Origin of the sequence: Burkholderia sp. NLJ2 (genome assembly GCF_049487195.1) — a bacterium.
Classification (GTDB): Bacteria; Pseudomonadota; Gammaproteobacteria; order Burkholderiales; family Burkholderiaceae; genus Burkholderia; species Burkholderia pyrrocinia.
This window is the reverse complement of sequence record NZ_CP137808.1, coordinates 551,325-568,151: the sequence shown is the minus strand read 5'-3', so window position 1 is coordinate 568,151 and position 16,827 is coordinate 551,325. Positions and strand designations below refer to the sequence as shown.

At 61.1% G+C, this 16,827-nt stretch carries 11 protein-coding genes, 2 tRNA genes and 3 rRNA genes; 8 read left to right on the top strand and 8 right to left on the bottom strand.

Annotated features, from left to right (window positions below; translation table 11 throughout):
• Positions 1–171 precede the first annotated feature (171 nt).
• The 6 genes from rrf to R9B84_RS02585 form a co-directional block, all read right to left on the bottom strand.
• Positions 172–284 (bottom strand): 5S ribosomal RNA (gene rrf, locus R9B84_RS02610).
• Positions 285–466: 182 nt separating this feature from the next.
• Positions 467–3,348 (bottom strand): 23S ribosomal RNA (locus tag R9B84_RS02605).
• 290 nt (positions 3,349–3,638) lie between these two features.
• Positions 3,639–3,714 (bottom strand) — tRNA-Ala (locus R9B84_RS02600).
• An 87-nt stretch (positions 3,715–3,801) separates the two neighbouring features.
• Positions 3,802–3,878 (bottom strand) — tRNA-Ile (locus R9B84_RS02595).
• Positions 3,879–3,941: 63 nt separating this feature from the next.
• Positions 3,942–5,474: ribosomal RNA gene (locus tag R9B84_RS02590) — 16S ribosomal RNA — on the bottom strand.
• The 16S, 23S and 5S rRNA genes sit together here with 2 tRNA genes alongside, the layout of an rRNA operon.
• Before the next feature lie 571 nt (positions 5,475–6,045).
• Positions 6,046–6,822: an enoyl-CoA hydratase gene (locus R9B84_RS02585; RefSeq protein WP_423759105.1), complete on the bottom strand. Its 777-nt coding sequence runs from the start codon at positions 6,820–6,822 to the stop codon at positions 6,046–6,048.
• Between the two features lie 129 nt (positions 6,823–6,951).
• On the opposite strand from R9B84_RS02585, the gene paaN reads away from it, so the two are divergent.
• The 6 genes from paaN to R9B84_RS02555 all read left to right on the top strand — a co-directional run bounded on the left by paaN (position 6,952) and on the right by R9B84_RS02555 (position 14,053).
• On the top strand, positions 6,952–8,658 hold the full coding sequence (gene paaN, locus R9B84_RS02580; protein WP_423759104.1) for a phenylacetic acid degradation protein PaaN: 1,707 nt from the start codon (positions 6,952–6,954) through the stop codon (positions 8,656–8,658).
• Between the two features lie 87 nt (positions 8,659–8,745).
• Entirely contained in the window at positions 8,746–9,948 is a 1,203-nt protein-coding gene (gene pcaF / locus R9B84_RS02575; protein WP_423759103.1) for a 3-oxoadipyl-CoA thiolase, read from the top strand.
• A gap of 43 nt (positions 9,949–9,991) precedes the next feature.
• The gene (gene paaG / locus R9B84_RS02570) at positions 9,992–10,783 is read left to right on the top strand and encodes a 2-(1,2-epoxy-1,2-dihydrophenyl)acetyl-CoA isomerase PaaG (RefSeq protein WP_423759102.1); all 792 of its coding nucleotides are present in this window, start codon (positions 9,992–9,994) and stop codon (positions 10,781–10,783) included.
• 1 nt (position 10,784) lies between these two features.
• Positions 10,785–11,237: a hydroxyphenylacetyl-CoA thioesterase PaaI gene (paaI, locus tag R9B84_RS02565; RefSeq protein WP_174382041.1), complete on the top strand. Its 453-nt coding sequence runs from the start codon at positions 10,785–10,787 to the stop codon at positions 11,235–11,237.
• A 38-nt stretch (positions 11,238–11,275) separates the two neighbouring features.
• The gene (gene paaK, locus R9B84_RS02560; protein WP_423759101.1) at positions 11,276–12,574 is read left to right on the top strand and encodes a phenylacetate--CoA ligase PaaK; all 1,299 of its coding nucleotides are present in this window, start codon (positions 11,276–11,278) and stop codon (positions 12,572–12,574) included.
• 112 nt (positions 12,575–12,686) lie between these two features.
• A protein-coding gene (locus R9B84_RS02555; RefSeq protein WP_423759100.1) for an IS3 family transposase occupies positions 12,687–14,053 on the top strand; the annotation gives its coding sequence in 2 pieces (ribosomal slippage) (positions 12,687–13,161 and positions 13,161–14,053; 1,368 coding nt in all).
• Between the two features lie 214 nt (positions 14,054–14,267).
• Here the strand turns inward: R9B84_RS02555 and R9B84_RS02550 are convergent.
• A complete protein-coding gene (locus R9B84_RS02550; RefSeq protein WP_423759099.1) occupies positions 14,268–15,392 on the bottom strand; it encodes a murein transglycosylase A in 1,125 nt (374 codons plus the stop codon).
• Positions 15,393–15,420: 28 nt separating this feature from the next.
• On the opposite strand from R9B84_RS02550, the gene R9B84_RS02545 reads away from it, so the two are divergent.
• Positions 15,421–15,564, top strand: a complete 144-nt coding sequence (locus tag R9B84_RS02545; RefSeq protein WP_423759098.1) for a hypothetical protein — start codon at positions 15,421–15,423, stop codon at positions 15,562–15,564.
• 14 nt (positions 15,565–15,578) lie between these two features.
• On the opposite strand, the gene apaG is transcribed toward R9B84_RS02545, so the two are convergent.
• Positions 15,579–15,953 (bottom strand): Co2+/Mg2+ efflux protein ApaG, encoded by a 375-nt coding sequence (apaG, locus tag R9B84_RS02540; protein ID WP_047899700.1) that lies wholly within the window; start codon positions 15,951–15,953, stop codon positions 15,579–15,581.
• Between the two features lie 183 nt (positions 15,954–16,136).
• Between apaG and rpe the strand changes: the two genes are divergently transcribed.
• Positions 16,137–16,823: a ribulose-phosphate 3-epimerase gene (gene rpe, locus R9B84_RS02535; RefSeq protein WP_069221879.1), complete on the top strand. Its 687-nt coding sequence runs from the start codon at positions 16,137–16,139 to the stop codon at positions 16,821–16,823.
• Positions 16,824–16,827 lie beyond the last annotated feature (4 nt).

The window sequence follows — 16,827 nt, the reverse complement described above, 5'->3', positions numbered from 1 at the left end:
TATCGACTATTGAGAAAATGTAGCACTGCAATTGGGCGTTAGGGGAGGGGCGACTTGGATGCCTTCGGCACCCCAGCTCCGAGCGCACTGCCCGTTGCCCGGCCAACCTGCATGTTGTCCGCGCCAATGCAAAAACCCCCGCCTTTCGGGCGGGGGTTCTTGGCTTAGGGAGCCTGACGATTACCTACTTTCACACGGGAATCCGCACTATCATCGGCGTAGAGTCGTTTCACGGTCCTGTTCGGGATGGGAAGGGGTGGGACCGACTCGCTATGGTCATCAGGCAAAGAGGGTTGTCGCGCTGCTTCGCAACGCGACCAATCGGGAAGAAGCAGTAATTTTGGGTTGTGAGCTGTATCTCACACGTACGCGGTTGCTCAACCGTCGTACGTCGAGTGCCTCGCACTCGACGCTCGATATCCGTAAAGCGCTGAAGCGCTAACGGCTATCGAGACAGACTTGTTATAGGATCAAGCCTTACGGGCAATTAGTATCAGTTAGCTGAACGCATTACTGCGCTTACACACCTGACCTATCAACGTCCTGGTCTCGAACGACCCTTCAAGGGGATCTAGTCCCCAGGGATATCTCATCTTAAGGCGAGTTTCCCGCTTAGATGCTTTCAGCGGTTATCTCTTCCGAACATAGCTACCCGGCGATGCCACTGGCGTGACAACCGGTACACCAGAGGTTCGTCCACTCCGGTCCTCTCGTACTAGGAGCAGCCCCCTTCAAATATCCAACGCCCACGGCAGATAGGGACCAAACTGTCTCACGACGTTTTAAACCCAGCTCACGTACCTCTTTAAATGGCGAACAGCCATACCCTTGGGACCGGCTACAGCCCCAGGATGAGATGAGCCGACATCGAGGTGCCAAACACCGCCGTCGATATGAACTCTTGGGCGGTATCAGCCTGTTATCCCCAGAGTACCTTTTATCCGTTGAGCGATGGCCCTTCCATACAGAACCACCGGATCACTATGACCTGCTTTCGCACCTGCTCGACTTGTCGGTCTCGCAGTTAAGCACGCTTATGCCATTGCACTATCAGCACGATTTCCGACCGTACCTAGCGTACCTTCGTACTCCTCCGTTACGCTTTGGGAGGAGACCGCCCCAGTCAAACTGCCTACCATGCACTGTCCCCGACCCGGATCACGGGCCAAGGTTAGAACCTCAAACAAACCAGGGTGGTATTTCAAGGACGGCTCCACCGAAACTAGCGTTCCGGTTTCATAGCCTCCCACCTATCCTACACAGATCGGTTCAAAGTCCAATGCAAAGCTACAGTAAAGGTTCATGGGGTCTTTCCGTCTAGCCGCGGGTAGATTGCATCATCACAAACACTTCAACTTCGCTGAGTCTCGGGAGGAGACAGTGTGGCCATCGTTACGCCATTCGTGCAGGTCGGAACTTACCCGACAAGGAATTTCGCTACCTTAGGACCGTTATAGTTACGGCCGCCGTTTACCGGGACTTCAATCAAGAGCTTGCACCCCATCATTTAATCTTCCGGCACCGGGCAGGCGTCACACCCTATACGTCCACTTTCGTGTTTGCAGAGTGCTGTGTTTTTATTAAACAGTCGCAGCCACCAGTTTATTGCAACCCCTTCACCCTTTGCCCGCAGGGGCATCAAGCTACAAGGGCGTACCTTATCCCGAAGTTACGGTACCAATTTGCCGAGTTCCTTCTCCCGAGTTCTCTCAAGCGCCTTAGAATACTCATCTCGCCCACCTGTGTCGGTTTGCGGTACGGTCATCGTTAGACTGAAGCTTAGAGGCTTTTCTTGGAACCACTTCCAATTGCTTCGCTCCCTAAGGAGCTCGCGCCACACCCTTGAATTCCGCGCCCGGATTTGCCTAAGCGCCTTCTCCAATGCAGCGACCGGGACTTCCAACACCCGGACAACCTTCCGCGATCCGTCCCCCCATCGCATCTAACAATGGTGCAGGAATATTGACCTGCTTCCCATCAGCTACGCATTTCTGCCTCGCCTTAGGGGCCGACTCACCCTACGCCGATGAACGTTGCGTAGGAAACCTTGGGCTTACGGCGAGGGGGCCTTTCACCCCCTTTATCGCTACTCATGTCAGCATTCGCACTTCCGATACCTCCAGCACGCTTTTCAACGCACCTTCGCAGGCTTACGGAACGCTCTCCTACCATGCGTGCAAAGCACGCATCCGCAGCTTCGGTATATAGCTTAGCCCCGTTACATCTTCCGCGCAGGACGACTCGATCAGTGAGCTATTACGCTTTCTTTAAAGGGTGGCTGCTTCTAAGCCAACCTCCTGACTGTTTTAGCCTTCCCACTTCGTTTCCCACTTAGCTATATTTGGGGACCTTAGCTGGCGGTCTGGGTTGTTTCCCTCTTGACACCGGACGTTAGCACCCGATGTCTGTCTCCCGTGATTGCACTCTTCGGTATTCGGAGTTTGCTATGGCGGGGTAATCCGCAATGGACCCCCCAACCATGACAGTGCTCTACCCCCGAAGGTGAGACACGAGGCACTACCTAAATAGTTTTCGGAGAGAACCAGCTATTTCCAAGTTTGTTTAGCCTTTCACCCCTATCCACAGCTCATCCCCTAACTTTTCAACGTTAGTGGGTTCGGACCTCCAGTACGTGTTACCGCACCTTCATCCTGGCCATGGATAGATCACTTGGTTTCGGGTCTACGCCCAGCAACTGAACGCCCTATTCGGACTCGCTTTCGCTACGCCTGCCCTATACGGTTAAGCTTGCTACTGAACGTAAGTCGCTGACCCATTATACAAAAGGTACGCCGTCACCCCTTACGAGGCTCCGACTGTTTGTATGCATGCGGTTTCAGGATCTATTTCACTCCCCTCCCGGGGTTCTTTTCGCCTTTCCCTCACGGTACTGGTTCACTATCGGTCGATCACGAGTATTTAGCCTTGGAGGATGGTCCCCCCATCTTCAGACAGGATTTCACGTGTCCCGCCCTACTTGTCGCACACCTAGTTCTTTCATACTGTTTTCGCCTACAGGGCTATCACCTGCTATGGCCGCACTTTCCAGAGCGTTCGGCTAACAATACAAATAAAGAGTGCAAGGCTCATCCCATTTCGCTCGCCACTACTTTGGGAATCTCGGTTGATTTCTTTTCCTGCGGTTACTTAGATGTTTCAGTTCACCGCGTTCGCTTCACTAGACCTATGTATTCAGTCTAGGATGACCCAAAAGGGCCGGGTTTCCCCATTCGGACATCTACGGATCAAAGCTCGTTTGCCAGCTCCCCGTAGCTTTTCGCAGGCTACCGCGTCCTTCATCGCCTGTGATCGCCAAGGCATCCACCACATGCACTTGTTCGCTTGACCCTATAACGAGTCTGTCTCTCCGACAGCCGTTACAGGTTGAGTTTTCGCGTTGTGCCGTATTCCAATTGAGTCAAACTTAGAGTTCGAATCATCTTGAGATACATCGATACAATCACAACCCGGATAACTTCCACGTCCATCTCGAGACGCTTCCGCTATCCAAATTACTTACTTCTTCCAGATTGTTAAAGAACGACAGCCGATACAACCTACGTATCACTCTGACTGGCTCAATCGCCAATGCAAAATTCTCGGTTCAGTGTCTGAACCAAGCCCTTAGCGTTGGTGATTGGTGGAGGCAGACGGGATCGAACCGACGACCCCCTGCTTGCAAAGCAGGTGCTCTCCCAGCTGAGCTATGCCCCCATGTACAGAATATCCTCAGGTGTTAGCCGGTCGGCTTGAGGTACTCATCAGCGCTGAAGCGCTAACGATCACCGACACGTCAGACAATGGTGGGTCTGGTTGGATTCGAACCAACGACCCCCGCCTTATCAAGACGGTGCTCTAACCGACTGAGCTACAGACCCCTGAGTCTGTCTTTAATTTACAGCCGATAAGCGTGAGCGCTCAACTTTGCGAGATAGCTCTGGAAAGGAGGTGATCCAGCCGCACCTTCCGATACGGCTACCTTGTTACGACTTCACCCCAGTCATGAATCCTACCGTGGTGACCGTCCTCCTTGCGGTTAGACTAGCCACTTCTGGTAAAACCCACTCCCATGGTGTGACGGGCGGTGTGTACAAGACCCGGGAACGTATTCACCGCGGCATGCTGATCCGCGATTACTAGCGATTCCAGCTTCATGCACTCGAGTTGCAGAGTGCAATCCGGACTACGATCGGTTTTCTGGGATTAGCTCCCCCTCGCGGGTTGGCAACCCTCTGTTCCGACCATTGTATGACGTGTGAAGCCCTACCCATAAGGGCCATGAGGACTTGACGTCATCCCCACCTTCCTCCGGTTTGTCACCGGCAGTCTCCTTAGAGTGCTCTTGCGTAGCAACTAAGGACAAGGGTTGCGCTCGTTGCGGGACTTAACCCAACATCTCACGACACGAGCTGACGACAGCCATGCAGCACCTGTGTATCGGTTCTCTTTCGAGCACTCCCACCTCTCAGCAGGATTCCGACCATGTCAAGGGTAGGTAAGGTTTTTCGCGTTGCATCGAATTAATCCACATCATCCACCGCTTGTGCGGGTCCCCGTCAATTCCTTTGAGTTTTAATCTTGCGACCGTACTCCCCAGGCGGTCAACTTCACGCGTTAGCTACGTTACTAAGGAAATGAATCCCCAACAACTAGTTGACATCGTTTAGGGCGTGGACTACCAGGGTATCTAATCCTGTTTGCTCCCCACGCTTTCGTGCATGAGCGTCAGTATTGGCCCAGGGGGCTGCCTTCGCCATCGGTATTCCTCCACATCTCTACGCATTTCACTGCTACACGTGGAATTCTACCCCCCTCTGCCATACTCTAGCCTGCCAGTCACCAATGCAGTTCCCAGGTTGAGCCCGGGGATTTCACATCGGTCTTAGCAAACCGCCTGCGCACGCTTTACGCCCAGTAATTCCGATTAACGCTCGCACCCTACGTATTACCGCGGCTGCTGGCACGTAGTTAGCCGGTGCTTATTCTTCCGGTACCGTCATCCCCCGGCTATATTAGAACCAAGGATTTCTTTCCGGACAAAAGTGCTTTACAACCCGAAGGCCTTCTTCACACACGCGGCATTGCTGGATCAGGCTTTCGCCCATTGTCCAAAATTCCCCACTGCTGCCTCCCGTAGGAGTCTGGGCCGTGTCTCAGTCCCAGTGTGGCTGGTCGTCCTCTCAGACCAGCTACTGATCGTCGCCTTGGTAGGCCTTTACCCCACCAACTAGCTAATCAGCCATCGGCCAACCCTATAGCGCGAGGCCCGAAGGTCCCCCGCTTTCATCCGTAGATCGTATGCGGTATTAATCCGGCTTTCGCCGGGCTATCCCCCACTACAGGACATGTTCCGATGTATTACTCACCCGTTCGCCACTCGCCACCAGGTGCAAGCACCCGTGCTGCCGTTCGACTTGCATGTGTAAGGCATGCCGCCAGCGTTCAATCTGAGCCAGGATCAAACTCTTCAGTTTAAACCTGTTACTGTTTTCGGTTCGGTTAAGAACCGGTCGCTCACTCAAAGCTGACAGGAATATGAATAACTTCATAAACCTGACTTACTTTAGTGTGAGACTCTTGATACTTTCGCTTTCTGATCCGAAGATCAGCTCGCTACCATCAAGCGCCCACACTTATCGGCTGTTAATTTTTAAAGAGCATTTCTGCAAGAAACCTGAAGTTTCTCAGCAGCGCTGCGTTTTCAGCAGCAGAGAAGCGAGATTATGAACCGTGTTTCGCAGATCGTCAACAACTTTTTAACCACTTCGTTGCGACTGCGGGGTTCTTCTTCCTTCGCCTGCCGTGCGCGGCAACCTGCTGCACACCACCGACTTCGCTTCCCCTCTCCCGCGCTGCGTTTCCGTTAGCGCGAAAGAGGCGTGATTCTATGCACCCGCCTCCATCTCCGCAAGCCCCTTTATGAAAATATTTTGCGAAAGCTTCCGTGCGCCGACGCGCACGGAAGCTTGGGGCTCGACGGGTCGGGTGACTGTGCCGGCCCCCGGTACCAACCAACCGCCAGACACCTGCCGCGGTGCAGCCCAATCAGCGGTTCTTGAACTCAGGCTTCCGTTTCTCGACGAATGCCGCCATCCCTTCCTTCTGGTCTTCGGTCGCAAACAGCGAATGGAACAGCCGGCGCTCGAAGTGGACACCTTCGGCCAGCGTCGTCTCGTACGCGCGGTTCACCGACTCCTTGACCATCATGACCGCCGGCAGCGAGAACTCGGCGATCGTCGCCGCAGCGGCAATCGCCTCGTCGAGCAGCTTGGCGGCCGGCAGCACACGCGACACGAGCCCGGCGCGCTCCGCTTCCGCGGCGTCCATGAAGCGCGCGGTCAGGCACATGTCCATCGCTTTCGCCTTCGACACCGCGCGCGGCAGGCGCTGCGTGCCGCCCGCACCCGGCATGACGCCCAGCTTGATCTCCGGCTGGCCGAACTTCGCCGTGTCCGCCGCGAAGATGATGTCGCACATCATCGCAAGCTCGCAGCCGCCGCCCAGCGCAAAACCCGAAACCGCAGCAATGATCGGCTTGCGGATCTGGCGGACCGTCTCCCAATTGCGCGTGATGTAGTCGCCCCGGTAAACATCCATATAGGAATAGGTCGCCATCATGCCGATGTCCGCGCCGGCCGCGAACGCCTTCTCGCTCCCCGTCACGACGATCGCGCCGATGTCGTCGTCCGCGTCGAACGCCTTCAGTGCGTCGCCCAACTCATCCATCAGCGCATCGTTCAGCGCGTTAAGCGCCTTCGGACGGTTCAGCGTAACCAGCCCGACACGCCCCCGGGTCTCCACCAGGATGTTCTCGTAAGCCATCTATTTCTCCTCGATCAATGAAATGAGAAACGCCTCGCACATGCGAATAGTTTGATGCTAACATTCTCCGACCAACCGGTCGGTTAATTAATCGATCCAACCCCTCTCAACGTCCACCAGGCTGCCGCCATGACCCATGCACTGTTCACGAAGCACGAAGACACGCTGAAGCACGCACTCGCCGCCATCGAGAGCCGCGGGTACTGGAGCCCGTTCGCCGAAATGCCGAGTCCCAAAGTGTACGGGGAAAGCGCAAGCGCAGACGGCGAAGCCGCGTTCAAGGCGCACCTCGACAAGACGTTCGCGCTCGACCAGCCGGCGTCCCGCGACACGGTCGGTGCGGAGCGGTCGCCGTACGGCATCGCACTGGGCACCCGGTATCCGAAGTCGACGCCCGACGCGCTGATCGCCGCCGCAGCCGCCGCGCAACGCTCGTGGCGCGAAGCCGGCCCGAGCGCCTGGATCGGCGTCAGCCTCGAAATCCTCGCGCGCCTGAATCGCGCGAGCTTCGAGATCGCCTACAGCGTGATGCACACCACGGGGCAGGCATTCATGATGGCGTTCCAGGCCGGCGGCCCGCACGCACAGGATCGTGCGCTCGAGGCTGTCGCCTATGCATGGGACGAACTGCGCCGCATCCCGGCCGATGCGCACTGGGAAAAGCCGCAAGGCAAGAACCCGCCGCTCGCGATGCACAAGCGCTACACGATCGTTCCGCGCGGCACGGGGCTCGTGCTCGGCTGCTGCACATTCCCGACCTGGAACGGCTACCCGGGCCTGTTCGCCGATCTCGCAACCGGTAACACCGTGATCGTCAAACCGCATCCGGGCGCGATCCTGCCGCTCGCGATCACGGTCCGGATCGCCCGCGACGTGCTGCGCGAAGCCGGGTTCGATCCGAACGTCGTCACGCTCCTCGCGACCGAGCCCAACGACGGCGCCCTCGTTCAGGATCTCGCGCTGCGCCCCGAAATCAAGCTGATCGACTTCACGGGCAGCACTCAGAACGGTACGTGGCTCGAACGCCATGCCCACCAGGCACAGGTCTACACCGAGAAGGCCGGCGTCAACCAGATCGTGATCGACTCGACCGACGACCTGAAAGCCGCAGCCAAGAACATCGCGTTCTCGCTGGCGCTGTACTCCGGCCAGATGTGCACCGCGCCGCAGAACATCTACGTGCCGCGCGACGGCATCCGGACGGCGGACGGCCATGCGAGCTTCGATGAAGTCGCGCAAGCCATCGCAGTGGCCGTGCAAAAACTCACCGGCGACCCGGCACGCTCGGTCGAACTGATCGGCGCAATCCAGAACGACGGCGTGACTGCGCGCATCGACGACGCCCGTCAGCTCGGCCGCGTGCTCGCCGACAGCCTGACCCTCCAGCACCCCGCGTTCCCCGATGCCCGCGTGCGCACGCCGCTCGTGCTGCAACTCGACGTGGCCGATCGCGAGAAATTCACGCAGGAGTGGTTCGGCCCGATCTCGTTCGTGATCGCGACCGACTCGACCGCGCAGTCGCTCGATCTCGCCGGTGAAATTGCGGCGGAACATGGTGCGCTGACCCTCTCCGTCTACAGTACCGACGACTCAATCGTCGACGCCGCATACGATGCAGCGGTGCGCGGCGGTGTCGCGCTGTCGATCAACCTGACGGGCGGCGTGTTCGTCAACCAGTCGGCCGCGTTCTCCGATTTCCACGGTACGGGGGCCAACCCGGCAGCCAACGCGGCGCTGGCTGACCCGGCGTTCGTCGCCAACCGGTTCCGCGTGGTGCAAAGCCGCGTCCATGTTGCCCCGAAGGCGGTACCTGCGGAAGCTGGCCAAACGGCATAACCCGAATGGCCGACGTGCAAACGCCGCCACGTTCTCTACCATGAACGAATCCGCTACCCGGCGGGTTCGTTGTTCATCGATACGCCCATGACAGACGCCTACATCTGCGACGCGATTCGCACCCCCATCGGCCGCTACGGCGGCGCCCTGAAAGATGTCCGTGCCGACGATCTCGGCGCGGTGCCGCTCAAGGCGCTGATCGAGAGCAACCGCGACGTCGACTGGACGGCGATCGACGACGTGATCTACGGTTGCGCGAACCAGGCCGGCGAAGACAACCGCAACGTCGCGCGCATGTCGGCGCTGCTCGCGGGCCTGCCGACCGCCGTACCGGGCACGACGCTGAACCGGCTGTGCGGCTCCGGGATGGACGCGGTCGGCACGGCCGCGCGCGCGATCAAGTCGGGCGAAGCACGCCTGATGATCGCGGGCGGCGTCGAGAGCATGACGCGCGCGCCGTTCGTGATGGGCAAGGCCGCGAGCGCATTCGCGCGTCAGACCGACATCTTCGACACGACGATTGGCTGGCGCTTCGTCAATCCGCTGATGAAACAGCTTCACGGCGTCGATTCGATGCCGGAGACGGCCGAGAACGTCGCGGTCGATTACAACATCAGCCGCGCCGATCAGGACCTGTTCGCGCTGCGCAGCCAGCAGAAGGCCGCGCGCGCGCAACAGGACGGCACGCTCGCCGAGGAAATCGTCGCCGTCACGATTCCGCAGAAGAAGGGCGATCCGGTCGTGGTGTCGCGCGACGAACATCCTCGCGAGACGTCGCTCGAAGCGCTCGCAAAGCTGAAGGGCGTCGTGCGCCCGGACGGCTCGGTGACGGCCGGCAACGCATCGGGCGTCAACGATGGCGCGTGTGCGCTGCTGCTCGCCAATGCGCAGGCAGCCGACCAGTACGGCCTGCGCCGCCGCGCGCGCGTCGTCGGCATGGCGACGGCCGGCGTCGAGCCACGCGTGATGGGCATCGGCCCCGCGCCGGCCACGCAGAAGCTGCTGCGCCAGCTCGGCATGACGATCGACCAGTTCGACGTGATCGAACTGAACGAGGCGTTTGCGTCGCAAGGTCTCGCGGTGCTGCGCATGCTCGGCGTCGCCGACGACGATCCGCGCGTGAACCCGAACGGCGGCGCGATCGCGCTCGGCCATCCCCTTGGTGCATCGGGTGCCCGGCTCGTGACCACGGCGCTCCATCAACTCGAGCGTACGGGCGGCCGCTTTGCGCTCTGTACGATGTGCATCGGCGTCGGCCAGGGCATCGCACTCGCGATCGAACGCGTGTAACCGACACGCCGCGCCTATATCGAAGTCAGGAAGGAGACACTGCATGTCCTATCAGGCGATTCAGCTGGATATCGATCAGGCCGCGCGCGTGGCCACGATCACCCTCAACCGCCCCGACAAGCTGAACAGCTTCACGCGGGCGATGCATCGCGAACTGCAGTCGGCACTCGATGACGTCGAAGCGGCCGGCGCACGCGCGCTGATTCTGACGGGTGCGGGGCGCGGTTTCTGCGCGGGCCAGGATCTGGCCGACCTCGACTTCACGCCGGGCGCGTCCACCGACCTCGGCACACTGATCGACGAGCATTTCAACCCGCTGATCCGCCGCCTGCAGCGTCTGCCGATTCCGGTGATCGCCGCCGTCAACGGCACGGCGGCCGGCGCCGGCGCGAATCTCGCGCTCGCATGCGATCTCGTGCTCGCCGCCCGTTCGAGCAGCTTCATCCAGGCCTTCGTCAAGATCGGGCTCGTGCCCGATTCGGGCGGCACGTGGTTCCTGCCGCAACGCGTCGGCATGGCACGCGCGCTGGGGCTCGCGCTGACCGGCGACAAGCTCGGCGCCGAACAGGCCGAACAATGGGGCCTGATCTGGCGTGCGGTCGACGACGACACACTCGCCGCGTCAGCCCGCCAGCTCGCGACCCAGCTCGCACAGCAGCCGACGCTCGCGATCACGTCGATCAAGCAAGCGATGCACGACAGCGTCACGAACACGCTCGACCAGCAGCTCGACCTGGAGCGCGACCTGCAGCGCAAGCTGGGCCAGTCGCACGACTATGCGGAAGGCGTGCAGGCATTCATCGAGAAGCGCGCACCGCGCTTCGAGGGGCGTTGACATGACGAACGCCACCGCCACGCTCGATCCCGATTCGCTCGCTCGCGCCACCGCGCGGGCCATGTACGACGCCGACGCATGCAGCCGCGCGTTCGGCATGGAGATCGCGGAAGTACGCGCGGGCTACGCACGCCTGCAGATGCGCGTACGGCCCGAATTCCTGAACGGGCATCAGACCTGCCATGGCGGGATCATCTTCACGCTCGCCGATTCGACGTTCGCGTTCGCGTGCAACTCGTACAACCTGAATACGGTCGCGGCCGGCTGCTCGATCGAGTTCCTGCGCCCCGTGCATGGCGACGACGTGCTGACGGCCGAGGCGATCGAACAGGCGCGAGCCGGCCGCCAGGGCATCTACGACATCCGCGTCACGAACCAGACAGGCGAAACAGTCGCGATGTTTCGCGGCAAATCCGCCCAGATCAAGGGCACGGTCATCCCGGAAGACCGCTGACGTCGACGGCTCGCACATAACAAACACTGGAGACATGCATGACTACCCCGCTACCGCTCGAGCCGATCGAGACCGCCTCACGCGACGAGCTGACCGCGCTGCAGCTCGAACGCCTCAAGTGGTCGCTCCGGCATGCGTATGAGCACTCCCCCGTCTATCGTCGCAAGTTCGACGAAGCGGGCGTGCATCCCGACGACCTGAAGACGCTCGCCGATCTGTCGCGCTTCCCGTTCACGACCAAGAGCGACCTGCGCGACAGTTACCCGTTCGGGATGTTCGCGGTGCCGCAGGATCAGATCTCGCGCATCCACGCGTCATCGGGCACGACCGGCAAGCCGACGGTCGTTGGCTATACGGCCGGCGACATCGACACGTGGGCGAATCTCGTCGCGCGCTCGATCCGCGCCGCCGGTGCGCGCCGCGGCGACAAGGTACACGTCAGCTACGGGTACGGCTTGTTCACCGGCGGGCTCGGCGCGCACTACGGCGCCGAACGTGCTGGACTGACCGTGATCCCGTTCGGCGGCGGCCAGACCGAGAAGCAGGTACAACTGATCCAGGATTTCCGGCCGGACATCATCATGGTGACGCCGAGCTACATGCTGTCGATTGCCGACGAAATAGAACGCCAGGGCCTCGATCCCGTGCAGAGCTCGCTGCGCATCGGCATCTTCGGCGCGGAGCCGTGGACCAACGACATGCGCGTCGCGATCGAGCAGCGGATGGGTATCGACGCAGTCGACATTTACGGGTTGTCCGAAGTGATGGGTCCCGGCGTCGCGTCCGAATGCGTCGAGACCAAGGACGGCCCGACCATCTGGGAAGATCACTTCTATCCGGAAATCATCGATCCGGAAACTGGCGAAGTGCTTCCGGACGGCGAACTCGGCGAACTAGTATTCACGTCGCTGACGAAGGAGGCGCTGCCGATCGTCCGCTACCGGACACGCGACCTCACGCGCCTGTTGCCCGGCACCGCTCGCACGATGCGCCGGATGGAAAAGATCACCGGCCGCTCGGACGACATGATGATCGTGCGCGGCGTCAACGTGTTCCCGACGCAAATCGAGGAACAGTTGCTCAAGCAGCGCGTGCTCGCACCGCACTATCAGATCGTGCTGACGAAGGAAGGCCCGCTCGACGTGCTGACGCTCAACGTCGAGCCGTGTCCCGACACCGCGCCGGACACGGCGGCGATCCACGCGGCGAAACAGGCGCTCGCGCACGACATCAAGTCGCTGATCGGCGTGACCGCCGTGATCAACGTGCTGCCCGTGAACGGAATCGAGCGCTCGGTCGGCAAAGCGCGCCGCGTCGTCGACAAGCGCAAGGGCTGACGTTACGCGTAGGCCGCGCGGAGCGGCAATCCGGTTGCGCAACAAAAGAAACAGCCCGACCTGAACTGCACCCCAAAAGTTGGATTCTGATCCGACCTTTGGGGTGTTTTTCATGACGAAGTACAGCGATGAGCTTCGACGACAAGTTGTTCAAGAGCATCTGGCGGAGGGGCTTGGCTCGATCCGACTGGCGAAGCGTCACGGTATTGGCCGATCGGCGATACGCCAATGGATCACGGCCTACCATGTGCATGGCGATGCCGGATTGCGCAGGAAGACAAGTCGGTACGATGCACAGTTCAAGCTCTCGGTGCTGCTCCATATGTGGCGGGCGGAGTTGTCGTACAGACAGGTGGCAGCCGTCTTCGACATCCGCAGCCCGGGGTGCATCGGGCAATGGGAGCGCCTGTATCATGACGGCGGTCTAGCCGCTTTGGCGCCCCGTCCGCGCGGGCGTCCCAGGAACATGCACGAATCTCTGCCGCCCCAATCTGCCAGTGAAGAACCCACGCCGGACGAGCGGCCCCGCGAGGAATTGCTCAAGGAGATCGAGTATCTGCGCGCGGAGGTGGCGTACCTAAAAAAACTCGATGCGCTGCTGCAATCAAAGAAGGCGGCAGCGCCAAAGAAAAAGCGCAAATAGTGCATGAGCTGAGGCAGCGCTATCCGGTGGCCGCGCTCCTGAGGGCAGCAGGTCTGGCGCGCAGCACGTTCTATTACCAGCTCAAGGCGCTGGACGTCGGTGATCGGTATGCGGAGCTCAAAGCAAAGATCCGGACCGTGTACGACCATCATCAAGGCCGCTACGGCTATCGACGGATCACCGCCACGATCCGGCAGGCAGGGCACGTCATCAACCACAAGACGGTGCAACGGCTGATAGAGCAGTTGCAGTTGAAGTCGCGGGTACGTCCAAAGAAATACCGTTCCTGGCGAGGTGAAGTCGGCCGGGTTGCGCCCAATCTGCTGCAGCGTCAGTTCGATGCCGAGCGGCCGAATCAAAAGTGGGTAACGGATGTGACCGAGTTCAACGTCGGCGGCCAGAAGTTATATCTGTCGCCGGTGATGGATCTGTACAACGCGGAGATCGTCGCCTACCAAATGGATCAGCGGCCAAGCTTTGAATTGGTCAGCGGCATGTTGAAGAAGGCGCTGACCAAACTCGGGCAGAAGGACCGGCCGCTATTGCACTCCGATCAAGGATGGCAGTATCAGATGCCCGCTTACCGCCGACTGCTCGCGCAGCACGCGCTGACTCAGAGCATGTCCCGTCGGGGAAATTGCCTTGATAATGCAGCGATGGAAAGCTTCTTCGGTACGCTGAAGTCCGAGTGCTACAGACTCAGCCGCTTTAGCAGCGTAGATCAGCTACGCGATGCGCTGACCCGCTACATCCATTACTACAACCACGAACGTATCAAGCTCAAACTGAAAGGGCTGAGTCCCGTGCAATACAGAACTCAGCCCTTCGGCGCTTAGCCTTTAACCGTCCAACTTCGTGGGGTCAGTTCACCCGGCCAACGCCGATCGGGCTGTTTTGTTCTGCCGCGTCGTTCAACGCGACCGGCACATTACACGAACCGAAACCACACGGGTGCACCGCGATCAGACCGACGCACCCCGGGCGCACCATCGCGCCCACGAATGCCGCGCCTCATGCGTGGGCGGCCCCCGGGCAGCCCACGCCGTCACGTCACGAATTCGGGAACAGCAGCCACATCCGGCCGACCTGCTTCATCCGGCCGGCCTGGTCGCCTGCGTCGTCGCCGAGCCCCCAGAAATAGTCGGCCCGCACGCCGCCCTTGATCGCGGAGCCCGTATCCTGCGCGAATACGAGCCGGTTCATCGGCGTATTCGTCAGCGGACGCGTGGTCTGCAGGAACACGGGCGTGCCGAGCGGGATCGACGACGGATCGACCGCGATCGAACGCTCCGGCGTCAGCGGCACGCCGAGCGCGCCGATCGGACCGTCCGCGCCGCCGTGCGGTGCATCTTCCTTGGTCGGCATGTCGCGGAAGAACACGAACCGCGGATTCGTGTCGAGCAACGCGTCGACGCGGTTCGGGTTCGCCTTCGCCCACGCCTTGATGCCCTGCATCGTCGCCTGCGCGGGTGTCAGCTCGCCGCGGTCGAGCAGCCACTTGCCGATCGAGCGGTACGGCTGGTTGTTGGTGCCGCCGAAACCGACCCGCATCACCGAACCGTCGTCGAGCAACACGCGCCCCGAGCCCTGCACCTGCAGGAAGAACGCCTCGATCGGATCGTCGACCCACACGAGTTCGTTGCCGCTCAGGAGGCCCGCGCGCTCGAGCTGCGCGCGCGCCGGCAGTGCGGTGCCTGCGCGATAACCGGCCGGCCAGCGATAGAGCGCGTACTGATACGGGCCGCGGCGCACGCGGGAGCCATGCAGCAGCGGCTCGTAATAGCCGGTCACGAGCCCGTCGAGCGTACCGTCGGTGTTCGCGAACTGGAACGGTGTGAAATACGTTTCGAAGAAGGTGCGTGCGCTGCTGACGTCGAGCTCGTCGAGCCGGTCCGCGGCTGCGCAAGCGCGCTGCCAGGCCGGCTGGCGCGCGAGCCGCACGCAGTTCTGCCGCAGCGCGGCCGTCGCGCCGAGCAGCGAATCGTCCTGCCAGCCCGGCACCTGCTGCCACGCAACCGGCGTGAGCCGCTTCGCGGCAACCTGCCCCGGCACGATCGCCGCGCCGGTCGGCGGCTTGAGCGTTGACGTTCGCGTCGGTGTACCACCGCACGCGGCAAGGAGTGCCGCCGCAGCAGCCGCCGCAATCCAGCCGGCCAACCGGGGCCCAAACCACATACAATGTTCGTTCTTGATGGAAACCGCCATGTCAGATTTTCTCGACCAATATCCGATGCTCATCTTCGCGCTCGAAGCCTTCGTCGCGCTTGCCCTGCTGATCTTCATCGTCGTGTGGACGTCGTCGGGCAGAAAGAAGCAGGCCCGCAACAACGATCGCCAGCCGCGCTGACGCGCTGCGCACGCTCAATGCAGCGTGCGCGGCATGTGCAGCGCAAACTCCTCGACCGGCGCCTCGAAACGCTCGCCGTCCTCCGCCACGCAGAAGTAGGCGCCACGCATCGTGCCGACCGGCGTCGCGATCACGGCCCAGCTCGTGTATTCGAACTGCTCGCCCGGCTGCAGCAGCGGCTGGTGCCCGACGACGCCGAGCCCCTTCACTTCCTGCACGTGGCTCTCGCTGTCCGTGATGATCCAGTGACGCGCGATCAGTTGCGCCGCGACCTGTCCCGTGTTGCGGATCGTCAGCGTGTACGCGAATGCGTATTGACGGCGATCGGGGTCGGATTGTTCCGGCAAGTAGCTGGTTTTCACCGAAACGGTGAACTGATACTGACTCATGGTGTTTCCACTGGAGGGTGACTGTCCGTGCCGGCGTGGGCGACGGGGCCGCGGACGCGCCGCTTTGGTTCGGCATTCTGCTTGATGCGGATTCGGGCCGCAACCGCACGGCCCGCCGCCGCGCGCCGGCCGCCGGGCGGTAGAATGTCGGTTTTGCGCCGCAACGTCCCCCGCTCCCCTGCCATGACCCAATTCCGCATCGCTCCCAGCATCCTGTCGGCCGATTTCGCACGGCTCGGTGAAGAAGTCCGCAACGTGGTCGCCGCCGGCGCCGACTGGATCCACTTCGACGTGATGGACAACCATTATGTGCCGAACCTGACGATCGGCCCGCTCGTGTGCGAAGCGATCCGCCCGCACGTGCAGGTGCCGATCGACGTGCACCTGATGGTGCGCCCGGTCGACCGGATCGTGCCCGATTTCGCGAAGGCCGGTGCGAACCTGATCAGCTTCCACCCGGAAGGCTCGGATCACATCGACCGCACGCTGTCGCTGATCCGCGACCACGGCTGCAAGGCCGGTCTCGTATTCAACCCGGCCACGCCGCTGAACTACCTCGACCACGTGATGGACCGCCTCGACTTCGTGCTGCTGATGTCGGTCAACCCCGGCTTCGGCGGCCAGTCGTTCATTCCGGAAACGCTGAACAAGCTGCGCGAAGCACGCGCGCGCATCGACGCATACACCGAACGCACGGGCCGCGAGATCCTGCTCGAGGTCGACGGCGGCGTGAAGACCGACAACATCGCGGAAATCGCGGCGGCCGGCGCCGACACCTTCGTCGCGGGTTCGGCGATCTTCGGCAAGCCCGACTACCGCAAGGTGATCGACGAGATGCGCGCCGCGCTCGCCACCGTCGAGCGGAACTGACGCC